At 73.8% G+C, this 18517-nt stretch carries 16 protein-coding genes; 9 read left to right on the plus strand and 7 right to left on the minus strand.

Annotation, left to right across the window (positions count from 1 at the left end; genetic code table 11):
• Positions 1-125 precede the first annotated feature (125 nt).
• On the plus strand, positions 126-938 hold the full coding sequence (locus JQN83_RS12790) for a hypothetical protein (RefSeq protein WP_208567331.1): 813 nt from the start codon (positions 126-128) through the stop codon (positions 936-938).
• A gap of 283 nt (positions 939-1221) precedes the next feature.
• On the opposite strand, the gene JQN83_RS12795 is transcribed toward JQN83_RS12790, so the two are convergent.
• Together JQN83_RS12795 and JQN83_RS12800 are read right to left on the minus strand one after the other, a co-directional pair.
• Positions 1222-2115: a ribokinase gene (locus JQN83_RS12795; protein WP_208567457.1), complete on the minus strand. Its 894-nt coding sequence runs from the start codon at positions 2113-2115 to the stop codon at positions 1222-1224.
• Positions 2116-2310: 195 nt separating this feature from the next.
• A complete protein-coding gene (locus tag JQN83_RS12800) occupies positions 2311-3141 on the minus strand; it encodes an ABC transporter ATP-binding protein (protein WP_307799214.1) in 831 nt (276 codons plus the stop codon).
• Positions 3142-3272: 131 nt separating this feature from the next.
• On the opposite strand from JQN83_RS12800, the gene JQN83_RS12805 reads away from it, so the two are divergent.
• Together JQN83_RS12805 and JQN83_RS12810 are read left to right on the plus strand one after the other, a co-directional pair.
• Positions 3273-4304, plus strand: a complete 1032-nt coding sequence (locus JQN83_RS12805; RefSeq protein ID WP_208567333.1) for an ABC transporter ATP-binding protein — start codon at positions 3273-3275, stop codon at positions 4302-4304.
• Positions 4301-5314, plus strand: a complete 1014-nt coding sequence (locus JQN83_RS12810; RefSeq protein ID WP_208567334.1) for an ABC transporter permease — start codon at positions 4301-4303, stop codon at positions 5312-5314. Before JQN83_RS12805 ends, JQN83_RS12810 begins: the two co-directional genes overlap by 4 nt.
• Positions 5315-5409: 95 nt before the next feature.
• Here the strand turns inward: JQN83_RS12810 and JQN83_RS12815 are convergent, their stop codons facing one another.
• Positions 5410-6585, minus strand: coding sequence for an ROK family transcriptional regulator (locus tag JQN83_RS12815; protein WP_208567335.1), 1176 nt, complete (start codon positions 6583-6585; stop codon positions 5410-5412).
• A 200-nt stretch (positions 6586-6785) separates the two neighbouring features.
• Here JQN83_RS12815 and JQN83_RS12820 point away from each other — a divergent pair, with 200 nt between their 5' ends.
• On the plus strand, positions 6786-8267 hold the full coding sequence (locus JQN83_RS12820) for a glycoside hydrolase family 3 N-terminal domain-containing protein (protein ID WP_208567336.1): 1482 nt from the start codon (positions 6786-6788) through the stop codon (positions 8265-8267).
• A 191-nt stretch (positions 8268-8458) separates the two neighbouring features.
• Here JQN83_RS12820 and JQN83_RS12825 read toward each other — a convergent pair whose 3' ends face one another.
• Both JQN83_RS12825 and JQN83_RS12830 read right to left on the minus strand, forming a co-directional pair.
• Positions 8459-8821: an STAS domain-containing protein gene (locus JQN83_RS12825; protein WP_208567337.1), complete on the minus strand. Its 363-nt coding sequence runs from the start codon at positions 8819-8821 to the stop codon at positions 8459-8461.
• A 427-nt stretch (positions 8822-9248) separates the two neighbouring features.
• The gene (locus tag JQN83_RS12830) at positions 9249-9911 is read right to left on the minus strand and encodes a GNAT family N-acetyltransferase (protein ID WP_208567338.1); all 663 of its coding nucleotides are present in this window, start codon (positions 9909-9911) and stop codon (positions 9249-9251) included.
• Positions 9912-10114: 203 nt separating this feature from the next.
• Here JQN83_RS12830 and JQN83_RS12835 point away from each other — a divergent pair, with 203 nt between their 5' ends.
• Complete coding sequence (locus tag JQN83_RS12835) at positions 10115-10309, plus strand: DNA repair protein (RefSeq protein ID WP_244252307.1); 195 nt, start codon at positions 10115-10117, stop codon at positions 10307-10309.
• Positions 10310-10414: 105 nt separating this feature from the next.
• The gene (locus tag JQN83_RS12840) at positions 10415-10933 is read left to right on the plus strand and encodes a hypothetical protein (protein ID WP_208567340.1); all 519 of its coding nucleotides are present in this window, start codon (positions 10415-10417) and stop codon (positions 10931-10933) included.
• A 102-nt stretch (positions 10934-11035) separates the two neighbouring features.
• Here JQN83_RS12840 and JQN83_RS12845 read toward each other — a convergent pair whose 3' ends face one another.
• Positions 11036-11752, minus strand: coding sequence for a Clp protease N-terminal domain-containing protein (locus JQN83_RS12845; RefSeq protein WP_208567341.1), 717 nt, complete (start codon positions 11750-11752; stop codon positions 11036-11038).
• A gap of 181 nt (positions 11753-11933) precedes the next feature.
• Between JQN83_RS12845 and JQN83_RS12850 the strand changes: the two genes are divergently transcribed.
• Both JQN83_RS12850 and JQN83_RS12855 read left to right on the plus strand, forming a co-directional pair.
• Positions 11934-12833 (plus strand): hypothetical protein, encoded by a 900-nt coding sequence (locus tag JQN83_RS12850; protein ID WP_208567342.1) that lies wholly within the window; start codon positions 11934-11936, stop codon positions 12831-12833.
• Between the two features lie 172 nt (positions 12834-13005).
• Entirely contained in the window at positions 13006-13857 is an 852-nt protein-coding gene (locus JQN83_RS12855; protein ID WP_504739795.1) for a DUF72 domain-containing protein, read from the plus strand.
• 136 nt (positions 13858-13993) lie between these two features.
• On the opposite strand, the gene JQN83_RS33775 is transcribed toward JQN83_RS12855, so the two are convergent.
• Positions 13994-16444: an ATP-binding protein gene (locus JQN83_RS33775; protein WP_307799215.1), complete on the minus strand. Its 2451-nt coding sequence runs from the start codon at positions 16442-16444 to the stop codon at positions 13994-13996.
• Between the two features lie 362 nt (positions 16445-16806).
• On the opposite strand from JQN83_RS33775, the gene JQN83_RS12865 reads away from it, so the two are divergent.
• Complete coding sequence (locus tag JQN83_RS12865) at positions 16807-18102, plus strand: chymotrypsin family serine protease (protein WP_208567344.1); 1296 nt, start codon at positions 16807-16809, stop codon at positions 18100-18102.
• The last annotated feature ends 415 nt before the right edge of the window (positions 18103-18517 follow it).

The following is an 18517-nucleotide window of genomic DNA, read 5'->3' on the forward strand; positions in this document are numbered from 1 at the left end:
CTGGGATCCCACCCCCGGTCCGGATCTGCTCCCGCCCCTGGTCCGGGTCTGGTCCCGTCCCTAGGCCGGCCCGGCCCGACCGTGCCGACGGGCAGCACTGGCCGAGCCGACGCACACTGGGGGACATGGCCCTCTCCCTGCCCCGACCGACCGCCGTCGTCGGCCTCACCCGTGCCGCCCTCGACCAGGCGGTCGGGTCGGCCGCCTCGTTCGCCGCCGTGCCGGCCCGTGCCTTCGCCGTGCTCGACGGGGTGGAGGCGCTCCTGACCCGGATCAACGGGGTGGTGGACCGGATCGAGGAGACCCTGGACCGGACCGACCGGGTGCTCACCGACGCCGAGACGGCGGTGCGTGAGGTGGCGGTGATCAGCACGGCGGCCACCACGGCCATCGTGCAGGCCACCGAGGTCGCCGGGGCGGCGGCCGTGGTGGTGGCCGAGGCCGAACGGGTCTCCGGGGCGGCAGCCGTGGTGGTGGCCGAGGCCGGACAGGTCGCCGGGGCGGCAGCCGGCCTGGTGGCCGAGGCCGGACAGGTGTCCCGGGCCGCCGGCACCGTGATCGCCGAGGCCGGGGCGGTGGCGGGTCGGGCCGCCGGCACGGTGGCCACCGCTGAGGGCGCCGCCACCGTCGCGGCGGAGCTGCTGACCGCGTACGAGCCGGCCTTGCGTCGGGGTGCGCCGATGGCGAACCGGTTCGTCGCCGAGCTGAGCCACGAGGAGGTGGTCGCGGCGATCCGGCTGGTCGACGAGCTGCCCAAGCTCAAGGAGCACCTGACCTCGGACGTGCTGCCGATCCTGGCCACCCTGGACCGGGTCGGCCCGGACCTGCACGACCTGCTCGACGTGACCCGCGACCTCAAGCTCGCCGTCGCCGGCATCCCCGGCCTCGGCATGTTGCGCCGCCGGGGCGAACGGCTCAGCGACGACCCGGCCGGCTGAGCCACCGGTCAGCAGGATGACGCCGGGCCGGGCCGCGCGGTCGGTCCGGCGGCCGGGGCGATCGCGACGTCGGCGACAGGGCGGACGGGAGGCGACCGTCGGGGCGATCGCGACGTCGGCGACACGCCGGGCCGGGCCGCGACGGGAGGCGACCGTCGGGGCGATCGCGGCGTCGGCGACAGGGCGGGCCGGGACGCGACCGTCGGGGCGGGTGGTGGACCGGGCTCGCGGTCGGGCGGTCGGTACGCCGACGTTCCCGTGCCGGCCGGCCCCGCCCCGCTCGTCACGGGGTGTACAGGGCGTCGATCTCGGCACGGCGGGGCAGGGCCACGGACGCGCCGAGCCGGCGGACGCAGGCCGCACCGGCCGCTGCCGCCCAGCGCACCGCGTCGACCACCTCGCGACCCTCACCCCAGGCCACGGCCAGGGCGGCGGTGAACGCGTCTCCGGCGGCGGTCGTGTCGACCACGTCCACGGCGACGGGTGGCACGTGCACGGCCCGGCCGTCCCGCTCGACGTACCAGGCGCCCTCGCCGCCGAGGGTGAGTACCGCCCTGGGCACCAGGGCCAGCAGCGCCGCCGGCTCCTCGCGCCCCCGGCCGGTGAGCAGCTGCGCCTCGGTCTCGTTGACCACCAACAGGTCCACCGCGGCGAGGAGCTCGGCGGGCACCTGCCGGGCCGGCGCGGCGTTGAGGATCACCCGGGTACCGGCGGCACGGGCGGCCACCGCCGCCTCGGTCACCGTCTCGACCGGGATCTCCAACTGGGCGACCAGCACGTCCGCCCCGCGTACGACGTCCAGCTCGGCGTCGGTGAGCGCGGTGAAGGCGGCGTTCGCGCCGGGGGTGACCAGGATGGCGTTCTCCCCGGCGGCGTTGACCATGACCAGCGCCACCCCGGACGCCCCGTACACCACCCGCAGATGGCTGGTGTCCACCTGCGCGGCGGTGATCCGGGCCCGCAGGGTGACCCCGAACGAGTCGGAGCCGAGCGCGCCGAGGAAGGTGCAGGCGGCCCCGGCCCGGACGGCGCCGACGGCCTGGTTGGCGCCCTTACCACCAGGCACCATCACGAAGTCGTCGCCGAGCACCGTCTCGCCGGGCCGGGGCAGCCTCGGTCCGGCCCCGACCACGTCCATGTTCGCGCTGCCCACCACGACGATCCGGCTCTGCCGCACCCCACCTCCCACCGACACCACGCCCTCCCCACCGCCCCGCCGGACACGACCACGACGAGTCTAAATCCCCACCCTCGCCCACCCATCCCGTCGATCATGGACTTACGGTGGCCGCAAAAGGGGCATGGGAGGGCGTTTCCCCCACCACAACTCCATGATCGAAGTGGGGGTGGGGTGGGGTGGGGCAGGGTGGGGTTAGGTGGCGCGGGCGGTCCAGCGGGGGCCGTGGCGTTCGACCAGCAGGGGCAGACCGAAGGTCTTGCTGAGGTTGTCGCCGGTCAGCGTGTCGGCGAGCAGTCCCTGGGCGACCACCGCGCCGTCACGCAGCAGCAACGCGTGGGTGAAGCCGGGCGGGATCTCCTCGACGTGGTGGGTGACCAGCACCATCGCCGGGGCGTCCGGGTCGTACGCCAGCTCGGCGAGCCGGCCGACCAGGTCCTCGCGCCCACCCAGGTCGAGCCCGGCGGTCGGTTCGTCGAGCAGCAGCAGCTCCGGATCGGTCATCAGGGCGCGGGCGATCTGCACCCGCTTGCGCTCGCCCTCGGAGAGGGTGCCGTACGTCCGGTCCGCCAGGTGCCCGACGCCGAGCTGCCCGAGCAGGGCACGGGCGCGGGCCTCGTCGGCCGGGTCGTAGCTCTCCCGCCAGCGGCCGACCACCGACCAGGCGGCGGTGACCACGACGTCGCTGACCCGTTCCTCGGTGGGAATCCGCTCGGCCACCGCGGCGGTGGTCAACCCGATCCGGGTCCGCAGCTCGGTGAGGTCGGTACGACCGATCCGCTCGCCGAGCACGTGCGCCACACCCGCGCTCGGGTGCAGCCGACCGCAGGCGAGGTTGAGCAGGGTGGTCTTGCCGGCGCCGTTGGGGCCGAGCACCACCCAGCGTTCGTCCAGCTCGACCTGCCAGTCGACGTCGTGCAGCAGGGCGGTGCCGGATCGCCGGACGGCGACGCCGTCCAGGCTGACCACCACATCCGCGTCCACGGGCGAGGGGGCGGCTGCGGCGGGGAACGGGTCAGCAGTCACCGCTCCATCCAACCACGCAGCCCGAGACCGCCCCCCACGGGCGGTGGCCCGGCCATAGGGTGGGGCACCGTGTCATTGGTCACCACACCCGGAGGACGGCCCATGCCCGTGAGCGACGAGGAGCGGTGCGGATGAGCGCGGTCATCGAGATAGCCGGTCTGCGCAAGACGTTCCGTACCCTGCGCCGGGGCAGCCGGGTGGCGGTGGACGGTTTCGACATGGTCGTCGAGGCGGGCCAGGTGCACGGCTTCCTCGGCCCCAACGGCTCCGGCAAGACCACCACGCTGCGCGCCCTGCTGGGGCTGGTCAACGCCGATGCCGGTGAGCTGCGGGTACTGGGCGCGTCGGCCCCGGAGCAGTTGGGTCGGGTCGCCGGGCGGGTCGGCGCGATCGTGGAGAGCCCGCAGTTCTTCGGCAACTTCACCGGGCACCGTACGTTGCGGTTGCTGGCGGTCGCCGGGGGTGTGCCGACGTCGCGGGTGGACGAGGTGCTCGACCAGGTGGGTCTGCGGGACCGGGGCGAGGACCGGGTGAAGGGCTATTCGCTGGGCATGAAGCAGCGTCTCGCCGTCGCGTCGGCGTTGCTGAAGAACCCGGAGCTGCTGATCCTGGACGAGCCGGCGAACGGCCTGGACCCGGCCGGTATGCGGGAGATGCGCGAGCTGATGCGCACCCTCGCCGAGGCCGGGGTGACCGTGCTGGTGTCGAGCCACCTGCTCGCCGAGATCCAGCTGATCTGCGACCACGTCACGATCATCGCGCGGGGGCGTCGGGTGGCCGCCGGTCGGGTGGACGACGTGCTGGCCGGGCACGACCCGCACGAGTGGCGGGTCCGGGTGGCCGAGCCGGAGCGGGGCGCGGAGCTGCTGCGGATGGTCGGGCTGACGGTCACCGTCCACCCAGACGACGTGCTGGTGGTCGGGGGCGCACCGGAGTCGGAACTGATCAGCAGCACCCTCGGCGGCCAGGGCCTGTGGGTCCGCGAACTGACCCCGATCCGGCCGGACCTGGAGAGTGTCTTCCTCGAACTCACCGCCGGGGCGACCCCACCCCGGCAGTCGGACGGCACCGCTGCGGACGACGCCCTCCCCGCTGACACCGGCGCCGCCGCTGAGCCGCTGATCGAACTTGACCGGACCGAAGGTCGGAGGGTGGACGCGTGAACCTGGTCCGTGCCGAGGTGGAGCGGTTGGCCGCCCGACGCTTCGTCCAACTGATGGTGCTGCTGCTCGCGGTGGCCTTCACGGTGACCACCGCGACCACCCTGCTCGGCTCGCACCGGCCGACGACGCAGGAGATGTACGCCGCGCAGACGCAGGCCGCGCAGGCGGTGGCCGCGATGGAGGCGGACCACACCCGCTGCCTGCGGATCAGGGCGGGCGAGATCCCGATCATGGAGGACGCCGGGTACGTGCCGGCCGACTGCGGGGAGCTGGACCCGGCGCGGATGGAGCGGCTGCCGCTGGCCACCGACTACCTCACCTCGGTCTTCGTCTTCTCCGAGGAGGCGCGGGGGCTGCTCTACTTCCTGATCGCGTTCCTGGTGCTGTTCGGCTTCCTGGTGGGCGCGTCGTACATCGGGGCCGACCTGAACTCCGGCGGGGTGGTCAACCTGCTGCTGTGGCGGCCGGGTCGACTCACCGTGCTCGGCACGAAGTTGGGCACCCTGGTCGGGGTGGTGGCCGCGCTGTCGGTGCTGGCGTCGGCGCTCTACCTGGGCACCTTCTGGACGATCGGGCAGACGGCCGGTGTGCCGGGCCCGCTGGGCGGGGAGTTCTGGGGGCAGCTCGGCGCCATCTACGGGCGGGGTCTGGTGCTGGTGCTGCTGACGACGGTGCTCGGCTTCGGGATCGCCACGTTGGGCCGGCACACCTCGGCGGCGCTCGGCGCGGTCGCCGCGTACGCCGTGGTCTGGGAGCTGGGCGCCCGGCTGGTGCTGCAGATCCTCGACGTGGCCCGGGCGGACCTGTTGATGCTCTCCAACTACCTGGGCGCGTGGTTGTCCGGTCGGTTGGAGCTCTGGGACGACCGGGGTTGTCCGCCGGGCAGCGGCGTCTGCGACGGCGGCACCTACGTGATCACCTGGGGACCGGCGCTGCTGGTGCTGTTGGCGCTGACCGGTGCGGTCACCGGGTCCGCGTTCGCCGCCTTCCGCCGCCGCGACCTGCTCTAGTCGACGGCCCACCGCGCCACACCCGACAACATTTTGCCGAGTACGACGAGCTAGTGAAGTATTCCTTCATGATGGCGAGCGGGCGGGGTGGGCGGTCACCCGACGGTCGACCCGAACACCTCGTCCCGGACGGCGTCCAGCGCGGTGCGCAGCGCCCCCCGCAGGATCGGCTCCTCGGTCAGCCCGGTCGGCACCACCCGGGGCCGGACCAGGGTGATCGCCGCCACCTCGTGCTGCACCCGCTCGGCCAGCGCCGCGCCACCGGCCTGCCCGACCTCACCGGCCAGCACCACCAGCGGCGGGTCCAGCACCACGCAGGTGCTGGCCACGCCGAGGGCGAGCCGGCGGGCGAGTTCGTCGAGGAGCGGGCCACCGGCGGTGCCGGCGGCGATGGCGGCGCGCACCGCGTCGGCCGCGTCGGGCGCGTCGACGCCGTGCTCACGGGCCACCGCCCGGACCGCGTCCGCCCCGGCGAGCTGCTGGAACGCCGGCTTGGCCCGGCGCGAGACGTCCCGGGGGATCGGCACCCCCGGCACCGGCAGGTAACCGATCTCGCCGGCCGCGCCGCTGCTGCCGTGGTGCAGCCGGCCACCCAGCATGATCGCCAGGCCGACGCCGGCACCCACCCAGACCAGCACGAAATCCGTCATCCCCTGCGCCGCCCCGGACTGCGCCTCCGCGACGGCGGCCAGGTTGACGTCGTTCTCGAACACGACCGGGGTGTGCAGGTCCTCCCGCAGCGCGGCGAGCAGCCCCCGGTGCCAGCGGGGCAGGTTGAAGGCGAAGGTGATGTCGCCGGTGGTCGGGTCGACCAGACCCGGGGTGCCGAGCACCACCCGCCGTACGTTGTCCAGGTGCGCGCCGGCCCGGCTGGCCGCCTGCACCACCGCGGTGTGCACCACGCCGACCGGGTCGTCGGTGTCCCGGGTGGACTGTTCGACCTGGCTGACCACCGCACCGGTGATGTCCGCGCAGGCGGCCACCACCCGCTCCGCCCCCACGTCCACCCCGACCACGTACGCGCTGCCCGGTCGGACGGCGTAGAGCTGCGCGTTCGGCCCCCGCCCACCGGCCTGCTCGCCGACCCGGGCGACCAGACCCCGCTCCTCCAGCCGCTCGACCAGCTGCGAGGCGGTGACCTTGGACAGGCCGGTCAGCTCACCGAGGCGGGCCCGGGTGAGCGGGCCGCGTTCGAGCAGGAGTTCCAGCGCCGCACGGTCGTTGAGCGCCCGCAACAGTCGGGGGGTGCCGGGCAGCCGGGTCGCACTCATGCCACGTCCTCTGTTTTTCGTAAACTCTGCTAACGAATCGCGCTGGTCAGGGATGTCCGTAGCGTATCGGCCGACCCACGCCGGGAAACTCGGACGACCCGGCCGGCCGCGCCGACACTCGTGCCATCCGGCGGCACAGGGCCGCAAACCCGGGACATCCGGGCAGCCGTACGGCACACACCGGCGGAAAGGAGATTCAGGTGGGGGATCCGGGGCTGCGCCGGCTGGCGCTGGGCACACTGCTGGCCGCCTACCCGGGGCCGGTGCCACCGGACTGGGCGGTCGACCTGGTCGCCGAGGGACTGGCCGGGCACACCCTCTTCGGCACCAACGTGCACGACCCGGCCCAGCTGGCGGCGAGCACCGCCGCGCTGCGTACCGCCCGGTCGGACGTGCTGGTCGCCATCGACGAGGAGGGTGGTGACGTCACCCGGCTCGCCCACGCCACCGGCAGCCCGTACCCGGGCAACGCGGCGCTCGGCGTGGTCGACGACACCACACTCACCCGGCGGATCTATGCGGCCATCGGCGGCGAACTCGCCGCCGTCGGCGTCACCGTCGACCTGGCCCCCACGGTGGACGTGAACACCGCCGACGAGAACCCGGTGATCGGCACCCGTTCGTTCGGGGCCGACCCGGGGCGGGTCGCCGCCCACACGGCAGCTGCCGTGGCGGGTCTCCAGTCGGTCGGGGTGGCGGCCTGCGCCAAGCACTTCCCGGGCCACGGCGCGACCGTCGCCGATTCGCACCACGAGCTGCCCACGGTGGACGCCGACACGGCGCTGCTGCGGGCCCGGGACCTGCCGCCCTTCGCTGCGGCGGTCGACGCGGGCGTACAGGCGGTCATGACGGCGCACATCCGGGTGCCGGCGCTGACCGGGGACGGGCCGGCCACCTTCAGTCGGGCCGTCCTGGTCGACCTGCTGCGCGGCGAACTCGGCTTCACCGGCACGGTGATCACCGACGCGTTGGAGATGAAGGGCGCGGCCGTCGCCGCCGGTGGGGTCGGCCCCGCCGCCGTACGGGCGCTGGCCGCCGGGGCGGACCTGCTCTGCGTGGGCGCGCGGGTGGACGCCGCGCTGGTCGAGCGGGTGGTGGCCGAGATCGTCGGAGCGATCGGCGACGGCCGGCTGGACCGGGCCCGGGTGGAACAGGCCGCCGGCCGGGTCGCCGCGCTCGCCGCCTGGACCCGGGTCGCAAGCCAACCCCGCCCCCTCCCGGCCGGCGCTGACCGCACGCCCGGGTCAGGCCCGCCCGGCATCGGTTACCGGGCTGCCCGCCGGGCCGTCCGGGTGGAGGGCGAGCTGCCCCGGGGGGAACGGCCCCTCGTGGTGCAGGTGTACGCCGCCGCCACCATCGCCGAGGGGCGGGTGCCCTGGGGGCTGGGCCCTCACCTGTCCCGGGTCGAGCAGGTCCGGGTGGTTGCCGCCGAGGCGGATCCGGCAGCGTTGCGGCGTCTCGCCGCCGGGCGGCCGATCGTACTGGTCGGCCGGCACCTGCACCGGTTGCCCGGCGGGCCGGCCCTCGTCGGGTCGCTGGCCGCGACACACGCGCTGACGGTGCTGGAGATGGGCTGGCCGGGGCGGTGGCGACCGAGCGGGGTGCGGGCCTTCGTCACCACCTACGGCGCGAGTCATGCCAACGGTCGCGCGGCGGCGGAGGTGCTCGGCCTGACCGACTGAGTCAGGACCTGCCTGCCGGGCCCGGCCCGACCGGCGACGCCGGGGCCGGCCGACGACGCCGGGTCACGGCCGCCGTCCGCGCCGGGGCACTTCACGGACCGGTGCTCACCCGCCGGTCCCCCACCGGCAGCCGGCCGACGACACCCGGGGGCCCGGCGGGGACAGTTGCCGTGGTCGCCCGGGGAGGTCGGTCAGCGACGCCAGGGGGCCGGGTCGGCGACGCCGGGGGGCCGGTCGCCGTGGTCGTCGGGGAGGCCGAGCAGCCGCCCGACCGCGGTGATCCGCAGCACCCGGGACACCACCGGTTGCGGGTCGACCAGCCGCAGGGTGGCTCCCCGGCCGACCGCCTCGGCCGCCCCGCGCAGCAGTGCGGCCACCGCCGTGGAGTCGAGGAAGGTGACGGCGGCGAGGTCGACGACGATCTCCAACAGGCCGGCCCGGCCGAGCGCCTCGTCGAGAGCGTGTTCCAGCCCGGGAACGGTGGCGATGTCCAGGTCACCCTCCGGTGCCAGCACCACCCGGCCGGACTCCTCGCCCGGCGTCGGCAGCTGCATACCCGTCCATTTCCGCTTCGCCGGCCACCGCTGACCGCGCGCCGACCCTCGCCGCGACGGCCGACCATACCGGTGGCCCCTGACATCGTTCGGCCGGGCAGCCGCCGGAGCATCTCCGGCCGCCTGCACAGCACGGTGCGTCACCGGAGCGCGCCGGGATGCCGGCCACCTGTCTGGGCAGCTCAAGTCCACTACCGGACAATGTCAACGCGCCGGGCACCCCTTGCCCGGCACGCCAACGAGCACATAGCGTAACCAGCGCCGTAGGTCGGCCGGCGGCGCCGGTCACGGCGGGGCCTGGGGCGGTTTGCGGACCGTGGATCCGGCCCGGGATCCACGGTCCGCGCGCCATCCGACCGACCTGGCCGGCGAGCGACCGGGTGCCCATCTCGGGCTGGACGCCACCCGTACCGCCACCGGACGCCGGTCAGGGCGGGTAGACGCCGCACGACGACCAGCCCCGGTCGGGGAAACCGGCCGCCTCGGCGACCCGGGCGGAACCGAGGTTCGCGGGGTCGTGGCGGTAGGTCGGCACCGCACCCTCGTCGAGCACCCGCCGGGCGGCCTGCGCGACGAGTCTGCGGGCCAGCCCCCGGCCGCGCGCCGCCGGGACCGTGCCGACCGCCAGTTCGTGCCCGTACGCGTCGTGGCGTTTGATCCCGACACCAGCCAGGTAGCCGCCGTCGTCGTCGCGGACCACGAGCACGTCGGAGTCGAACAGGTGCAGCCAGGGCGGCAGGGCCGGATCGGTGGGAGCGGTCCACCCGCCGACGTCGGGCAGCGCCGGCGGGGTGAGACACCACCGGAACACGTCGTCGTGGACCACCCAGCCGGGCTGCCCGACCATGGCCGGCAGGGCCTCGTGCAGCGCGGATCGTGACCTCGCGGCGAGCGCCCGGACGGCTTCGACCCGTCGCGGCGGCACGGAGAGCACCGTGCTGCCGGCGACCCGGACGGCGATCGCCGGGCGGAGACGGCCGTCCCAGGCCGGGCGGGTGCGCCGCCAGGAGCCGACCACGTGCAGACCGGGGCCGGCCGGCCACTGCCCGAGCCAGGTCGCCAGGTGCAGGTACAACCGCCGCTCCAGCACCGCCCGCCCCTCTCACCCGGTGGCCATCCCATGATCCACGGTACGCCGCACCGCCACCGACGGCGGTCCGGTTGCCGATGGCGGTGCGCGGGTAGCAGAGGAATGGACCGTGACCTGCCTCACCGGAACCCGGTCCATCGACGATGCGTCATATCTATTTCCATACATGTACACCTTTCTTTGGGACGGTAATGGTCATGCCCATGCAGCCGAATGACCGATACCAGCAGCACGGCGTGTGTTTCTGGGGTACGGCGGAGGCCACCGGCCTCTTCCCCGCCCAACCGCGGTACCGGGAGATCCGGTGCGGTCGCGGCGTCGAGGGACGACTCTCCTGGAGCGAACTCGACACCCTCCCCGCCGGCTCCTCCGCCCGACGCGGTCTCACCGCCCACTGAGATGCGGACCGGCGCCCCTACCGGGGTGTCCGGCCGGGGCGTTCGCACACCTGTCGGGTAGCGTCTTGTGGTCGATTCCGGCCAGCGACAGGAGAAGCGCAGCGCATGGGCAAGAAGACGATCCACGTCTCCGACTTCAGCGGCACCGTGCTGCGTCCCGACGACGAGGTGGTCCGGGTCGTCGTGCTGGAGCATCCCGACCTGGTGGCCGGGCCCGTGCAGTTGGACGCCACCGTGACCGAGGTGGAGGGCATCGACGACGCCGCGCTCGACGTGGCGGTGGTCGAGATCCACGACCTGCACGCGGGCGGGGAGCCGCGCCGGGTGGTGCTGACCGCGAGCGAGTTCGACGCGATGGCGACGGACACGCCGATGGCGCAGCTGTTGCGGACGGCGGAGCGGGTCCGTCCGCCGAAGGCCCGCAAGAGCACCGAGAAGATCGACTACGGCACCCTCGACCACGCCGGGAGGCCGCACCGGGGCCGGGTCACCGAGGAGGAGGCCCGGCTGGTGCGCGAGCAGCTCGACGAGGTCAACAAGCGACTCGCCGACGCCGGGGTCCGGCAGATCGACCCGGCCGACCCGGAGCACGCCCTGCGTTACGGCTTCCCGGCCACCGACTGACTCACCGGTGGCCGGGCATCCCGGTCCCGCGCCCGGCCGTCGGTGGGACCGCCCGGTCCCGCCGGGCCGGTGTGCGTCGTCCCGGCCGCCGACGGGGGTGCGCTACCGCCCGGAGAGCGCGGCGGCCACCCGTGCCTCGACCCCGTTCTTGGTCAGGCCCAGGCCGGACAGCACGCCCGCACCGTCCTCCAGCTCCAACAGGGCCAGCAGGACGTGCTCGGTGCCGATGTAGTTGTGCCCGAGCCGCAACGCCTCCCGGAAGGTGAGTTCGAGGGCTTTCTTGCCCTGCCCGTCGTACGGGATCAGGTCGGGGACCTGGTCGGTCGGGGCGGGCAGTGTCGCCGCGACCGCCTCCCGGACGGCCGCCGGGCTCAACCCCTCGGCGAGCAGGGCCTTGGCGGCGAGGCCGTCCGGTTCGGCGAGCAGGCCGAGCACCAGGTGTTCCGGTCGGATCTCGGCGTTGCCGGCGCCCCGGGCCTCCTCCTGCGAGGCGATCACCACGTTGCGGGCGCGCGGGGTGAACCGGCTGAAACCCGCGTTGGGGTCCAGGGCCGCCGCCGCGTCGGCCTTCGTGGCGGAACGCTTCTGGGCAGCCTGCTTGCTCACCCCCATGCTGTTGCCGATCTCGGTCCAGGAGGCACCGGAGCGGCGGGCCTGGTCGACGAAGTGGCCGATCAGGTGGTCGGCGAGGTCGCCGAGGTGGTCGGCGACGAGCACCGCGTCGCTGAGCTGGTCGAGGGCGGCGGGACGGGCCTGCTTGATGGCCTGGATCAGCTCGTCGAGGCGGACAGGGTGCGGGAGTTGAGTGGGTTCCGTCATGCGTCAACCATAGGTTGACGCGCCCTCAATCGTCAACCACGGGTTGACGATGAACTTCGCGGTGAGTAAATCCCGACACTCACGGTGATCCTGTGGACCCGTACCGCAACATCAGTGGGGCCACTAATCGATATCGGTCTCTGTAGACCGGAGGAGGTTCCGTCCCCTCATGCTCGGAACGATGAAACGCCTCGCCGCGCTCACCACCACAGCGCTGCTCCTCACCACAGCCCTCGGCGCGACCGCCGCATCGGCCGCCCCCGACGCCGCCCGGTCGGCCCCCGACCGCGCCGCCAAGACCACCCTCGTCGCCTCCTGGTACTCGGGCACCCTCGCCGCGGGCGCCACCCAGAACTGGCAGTGGAACAACAACCCGGCCGGCGCCGTCTACCAGGTCGGGCTCTCCCCCACCGGGGCCAGCACCACCCAGCCGTGCCAGTTCCAGGTGACCCGGAGCTGGTACACCCAGCTCTACAGTGGTGAGCGCCGGTTCAACTGGACCATCCGCAACACCGGCGCGATCGCCTGCGGCACCCAGGTCATGCTCAGCTCGCTGAACTCCGGGGCCAGCTGGGCTCTCGGCGGCATCTCCCCCGGCGGCTCGGTCACCTCGGTCTGGAACAACAACCCGGCCAACATGGCGTTCCTGCCCGGGGTGGCGCCCAGCGGCGCCACCAGCGCGACCCCCTGCCAGTTGGAGGTGACCAGCTCCTGGTACGCCCGGCAGACCAACGGTGAGCGCAAGTTCTACTTCACCGTCAAGAACGTCGGCTCCATCACCTGCGCCGGCACCGCGCTGCTGGGCAACACGTCGACCTCGACCACCTGGTCCACCGGCACGCTCGCACCGTCGGCCAGCAGCGGATCGGTGTGGTACAACGCCAACCCGACGACGCTGGTCTACCTGCCCGGCCTCAACCCCGCCGTGTCCACCAGCACCTGCCAGTTCGGCGTCACCAGCAGCTACTACCAGCAGGTGGTGAACTCCGACGGCACCGTCCAGCGGCAGTACCTCGCCTACTACACCAACAACGGCGCGGTCAGCTGCTCCGCCACTTTCCTCCTCGCCTCGATCACCTGATCCACCGGCGCGGCGGCCCACCCGACCCGGGCGGGCCGCCGCACCCGTCTTCCAGCAGGGCACCCGTCGCCCGGCAGTTCCGGTACCGGTCCGCCCGACGCGGGTCGCCAGCGCTCCGATACCGTGCGCCCACGGACCGGATCGGACGGCGCTGCGGGAGAGGATCGGGATCATGCGGTTGCACGTCGGCTGCGCGATGTGGACCCACCGGTCGTGGCAGGGGCGGCTGATCGCCCACCCGCTTGCGGCCCAGGAACGGCTGCGGCACTACGCCGGCTGGTGCGACGCGGTCGAGGGGAACACCACGTTCTACGCCACCCCGACCCGGGAGACCGTGGAGTCCTGGGCCCGGCAGACCGGGCCCGACTTCCGGTTCGTCCTCAAACTGCCGAAGGCCGTCACCCACGAACGCCGGCTCGTCGACGCCGACGCGCCGCTGCGGACCTACTTCGACGCGATCGCGCCGCTCGGCAGCCGGGCGCACGCCCTGTGGATCCAACTGCCGGGGTCGTTCGCGCCGACGGACGTCCCCGTGCTCGCCGACTTCCTCCGTCGGCTGCCTACCGAACACCGGTACGCCGTGGAGGTCCGGCACCCCGCCTTCTTCCGGGAGCCCGGCGCGACGCGACTGCTGGAAGGGGTGCTCGCCGACGCCTCGGCCGAGTGGGTCCCCTTCGACACCACCGCGTTCTTCCGTACTCCGCCGACCAGTGACGCGGAGCGGGAGGCGTGGACGAAGAAACCCCGCCTGCCGTTGCGGACGGCGGCGCTGACCGACCGGCCGATCATCAGGTACCTCGGCCGCGACGCCGAGTCGGAGACGGTGCAGGGCTGGCAGCGCTGGGTCGAGATCGCCACCGGCTGGTTGCGGGAGGGCCGGTCACCGACCATGTTCGTGCACACCCCGGACAATGCCGACGCACCCCTGCTCGCCCGCCGGTTCCACGACGAGGTACGGGCCCGGGTGCCCGCGCTGGCGGCGCTGCCCGAGCCGATCCCGACCGGACCGCTCACCCTGTTCTGACACCCGTACGACCTGCCGTCGGGGCATCAGGCCGCCCGCACCCCGGCGGGCGTCGCGCCGGGCGGGCCGCCGCACCGGGGTGGGATCAAGAGTTTCGTGAGCCTGACCCCGGCCGGCCTGTCGGGCACAGCACCGATCAACCACTCCCCTCCACGCCCGGGCCAGGAGTCCCGCCCGCACCTGTCCCGGCGGTGACCCGGGTCAGCAGGTCACGGACGCGGGCGGCGTCCGGGTGGCCGAGGTCGTCGAAGATGTCCAGCGCCCGCCGCCAGGTCCGCAGGGCACCGGGTACGTCCCCCGCCGCCTGCCGGGTCGCACCGAGCCGGGTCAGGGTGTCGGCCTCGTCGTACCGGTCACCGATGCGCCGGTAGAGCGCCAGCGCCAGGCCGTAGCAACGGATCGCCCGCCGGTGCTGGCCCAGCCGGTCGTGGATGAAGCCCAGGCTGTCCCAGGTGTTCGCCTCGCCGTGCCGGTCGCCGGTCGGGCGTAGCAGGGCCAACGCCTGGGAGCAGTGCTCCAGCGCCGGCCCGTACTGGCCGAGTTGGGCGTGCGCCCAGCCGACCCCGTTGCGGGCGCTGGCCTCCCCGGCCAGGTGCCCGGCGGCCCGGTAGAGCGCCAGCGCCCGCTGCCCGTGCTCCAACGCCTCGGCGTACCGGCCGAGCCCGTCGAACATCGCGCCGAACGCCCGGTGGGTGCGCGCCTGCCCGGTGTGGTCGCCCAACGCGGCGAACAGGGTCAGCGCCTCCCGGTAGTGCGCGACCGCCTCGTCCAGCCGACCCAACCGGTAGAGCACCCGGGCCAGGTCACGGTGGGCGTTCGCCTGCCCCGCCCGGTCCCCCGCCCGTTGCGCCCCGGCCAGGGCGGCCTGCTGGGCGGCGGCCAGGTCCAGCCAGTTCCCCCGGCGCTGGAGGAAATCCACCAGGGTCCAGGCCAGTTGCCAGGCATGGCCGTCGAACCCGGTACGCCGCGCGTGCGAGACCGCCGCCAACAGCACCGGGTACTCGGTGGTGAACCAGGCCAGGGCCGCAGCGTGGTCGGTCAACTCCTCGGGCGTCACCCCGGGCAGGGCGGTCGCCAGCACCACCGGGTCCCGACCGGGTTGCAGCAGCAGCGCCGCCGTGTGCGCGGTGTGCAGGTAGTGGTCCAGTCCTCGCCGGACCGCGGCCTGCCGCTCCTCGGCGGGGTCGAGGCTCTCGGCCAACTCGCCCGCGTACGCCCGCAGCAGGTCGTGCGCGGTGAACCGGCCGGGCGCGTGTTCGGTGACCAGGTGGGCGTGGGCCAACTCGGCCAGCAGCCGGGACACCTGGCTGCGGGGCAGTCCGGCCAGGCTGGCCGCTGCGGCGATCCCGACGTCCGGCCCCGGGTGCGAGCCGAGCAGCCGGAACAGTCGCGCCGCCGGTGGGGTCAGGTTCCGGTAGGACCAGGAGAAGACCGACTGCACGTCGGTGCCGGTGTCCCCGCCGTCGAAGGAGTCCAGCAGGCGGGGCGCCTCCCGCAGCTCGGTGACGATGGTGGACAGGGGGAACGCGGGGTGCGCCGCCCCGCGCGCGGCGAGCACGGCCAACGCCAACGGCAGCCGTACGCACCGCTCGATCATTTCCTCCACCGCCTGTGGTTCGCCCGTCAACCGGGCCGCGCCGAGCCGGCGGGCCAGCAGTTGCCAGGCCTCGGCGGTGCTGAGCAGGTCGACGGCGATCTGCCGGGCCCCCTCGGTGGCGATCAGCCCGGCCAGCCGGTTGCGACTGGTGACCAGGAACAGGCAGCTCGGGCCGCCGGCCAACAGCGGCCGGACCTGCTCGACGTCGCGGGCGTTGTCCAGCAGCACCAGCATCCGCCGGCCGGAGAGCAGACTGCGGTAGAGGCCCACCTGCGCGGGCAGGTGGGTGGGGATGCGCTCGGGCGGCACCTCGAGGGCCTCCAGGAATCCCCGGACCGCCTCGGCGGCCGTCACCACCGCCCCGGTGGCGTCGAAGCCACGCAGGTCGACGTAGAGCTGGCCGTCCGGGAAGCGGTCGGCGACCCGGTGGGCCCAGTGCAACGCCAACGTCGTCTTGCCGACCCCGGCCGTGCCCGACAGGGTCATCGTGGTGGTCGACTCGGCGCAGCCGGGCGTGCCGTGGCCGGCGCAACCGGCGTCGAGCTGGGCGAGCTGCGCGGCCCGCCCGACGAAACCGGGCAGCGCCGGGGGCAGTTGCCGGGGCACCGGAAGCCGCGCCGCCGGTGTGCCGGCCCGGGTGCCGCCGGCTCTGGCCCGGACGGTCGCGCGGCCGGCCCGGCCGGCGGGCGGGTGTTCCGGGTTGGTGTTCCGCCGGCGTTCCTCGACCCGGTCCCGCGCGGTGGCCAGCGCCCCCTGCTCGGCGGGGCTGGCCCCGAGCAACCGGATCAGCGTGTCGAAGCGCTCCGGTGGGGGCAGGATGTTGCCGGCGAAGTACTCCCCGATCACCCCCCTCGACCAGCCGGTCTTCGCCGCCAGTTGGCGGTAGGTCAGTGGGGTCTCACCCTGCTGCCGGGCCTCCCGGCGGCGCAGCTGGCGCAGCAGCCCGGCCAGCTCCTGCACGGTCTGCGCCCCGGCATCCAGGTGGGTCACCGCCGCTGCGGGACGGTTCGTCCCGGTGCCCCCCTGTCGCGCGCCCGAAGGTACCCGTTGGTCGGACATGCGCCCTCCACCCCCGTCATCCCGTCGCCCCGGAATGCCGACACCGGCAGGGTAGAACCGGTCACCCGATGCCGGTAGGTCACCGCCGATGTATGACAGTTCCATGTCGCGCTGGTTTCGCCTGATGGGATGTGCCCCGCCCACCATCGGCGTGCGACCGGTCCGGGGGCCTCCGTCCGACGCTGTCCGGGGGTGTCCAACGGTGTCCAGGATGGACCGCCGGACACCCTCGACACCTGCCAATGTCCCCAGGGCGGGCTGGTGCCCGCACCACTCTGGGGAAGGAACACTTCATGACTCGTCCACACCCGACCGTGCTGCGGTCGGCAGGGATGCTGCGTCGCGTCGCCGTCGCCGCATTCGGCGTCACGATCCTCGTCGCGGGGGTGGCCACCGCGCCGGCCACCGCCGCACCCGCTCCCGCCGCGCCGGGCGGCAAGGCGGCCACCACCGGATCGTTCGTCGACAGCACGCCGGTGCCCGGGGGCTTCGCCTCCTGGAAGGAGCTGCTCACGTTGCAGCAGCGGATGAACACCGCTGCCGCCCGAATCACGAAGATCGCGCAGCGTGACGCCAAGTCCGGTTTCGCCGGTGTGGTCGCCGACCCCACCGCCCGTAAGCTGCAGGTCTTCTGGAAGGGCGAGGCACCGGCCAGCCTGGTGGCGACCAGCCGGGCCACCGTGCCGACCGAGGTGCTGCCCGCCGCGTACACCCGACGGGAGCTGGACGTCGCGGCGGCCAAGCTGCGCCGCTCGGCCGGCAACAAGATCACCACGGTCGGCCCGCGCGCCGACGGCGCCGGCCTCCTCGTCGGTACGCAGAGCGGCCTGCTCGGCGCGGCCAGCATGGCCGGCGTCCCGGTGACCGTGCAGACCGGGGTCTCCGCCACGCCCGCCACCCGGTGGGACGACACCGCCCCGTGGTGGGGCGGCGGCGCATGGCGCAACACCGCCACCGGTGGCGGCTGCTCGACCGGCTTCGGCGTGTTCCGCAACGGCGTCGCGCGGCTGCTCACCGCCGCGCACTGCGCCAACATCAACGTCGTCGCGGCCGACCCGACCGGTCAGACGATCGGCGCGGTCGGCATCCGCAACACCGGCACCGACACCCTGCTGCTGACCACCAGCGCGGGCGGCCGGGTCTTCAACAACAGCACCGACGCCAACGGCGCGGTGGTCAGCGAGTTCAGCAACCAGGTGATCGGCGCGCAGGCCAGCCAGGTCGGCAACTTCGTCTGCACCTCCGGGGCGTACTCGGGGACCCGCTGCTCGATCCAGGTCAAGGCCCGCGACCTGTGCATCAACGTACGTGACTTCGCCACGGTCTGCGGCCAGGTGCAGGCGGAGAGCACCACCCGTACCAACGCGGTCGGCCAGGGCGACAGCGGCGGCCCGGTGGAGATCGTCAACGCGGCGAACACCCTCCAGGTCTGGGCCACCGGCACCAACACCGCCATCGACGACGTCAACACGCTGACGGCGTGCACCGGCTACGTTCCCGCCAACCGCAAGTGCGCCTGGCGGATGTACTACGAGGACATCAACTCCGGGATGTTCGGCGTCAGCGCCACGGGCGTGGTCCTCGGCTGACGGACCCGGTCCCCGGTCGACGAGGGCTGGCGGAGGAGGGTCGGTCGGCGGGGCAGGCTCCGCAACCGTCGATCGACCCGGCGGCCGGGTCGGCGTGCGTCCAGCACGCCGGCCCGGCCGTTCGTCGTCCACCGGCCCGGCCGTTCGTCGTCCACCGGGCAGGCGGGCGCGGTGGCGCGTCAGGCGTTCGGGCGTCGGGGGCCGGACCACCGCGGGCGGTCGACGCCACTGCGGCGACGCCGTCGAAAATCACGAATTCAGCGGAGATTGTCGTCAATGAAACGGTCGACTCCGGGCACTGTTCGGAGGTTCGGCGCGTAGCGCGGATTATCCGAACAGAGACGTACAAGCCTCTCATCATCCCCACAACCCAATAACCACCGAACAACTAGACGTATTTGAATCCTTGCGTTCG

The organism is Micromonospora antibiotica, from assembly GCF_017599305.1.
GTDB lineage: Bacteria > Actinomycetota > Actinomycetes > Mycobacteriales > Micromonosporaceae > Micromonospora > Micromonospora antibiotica.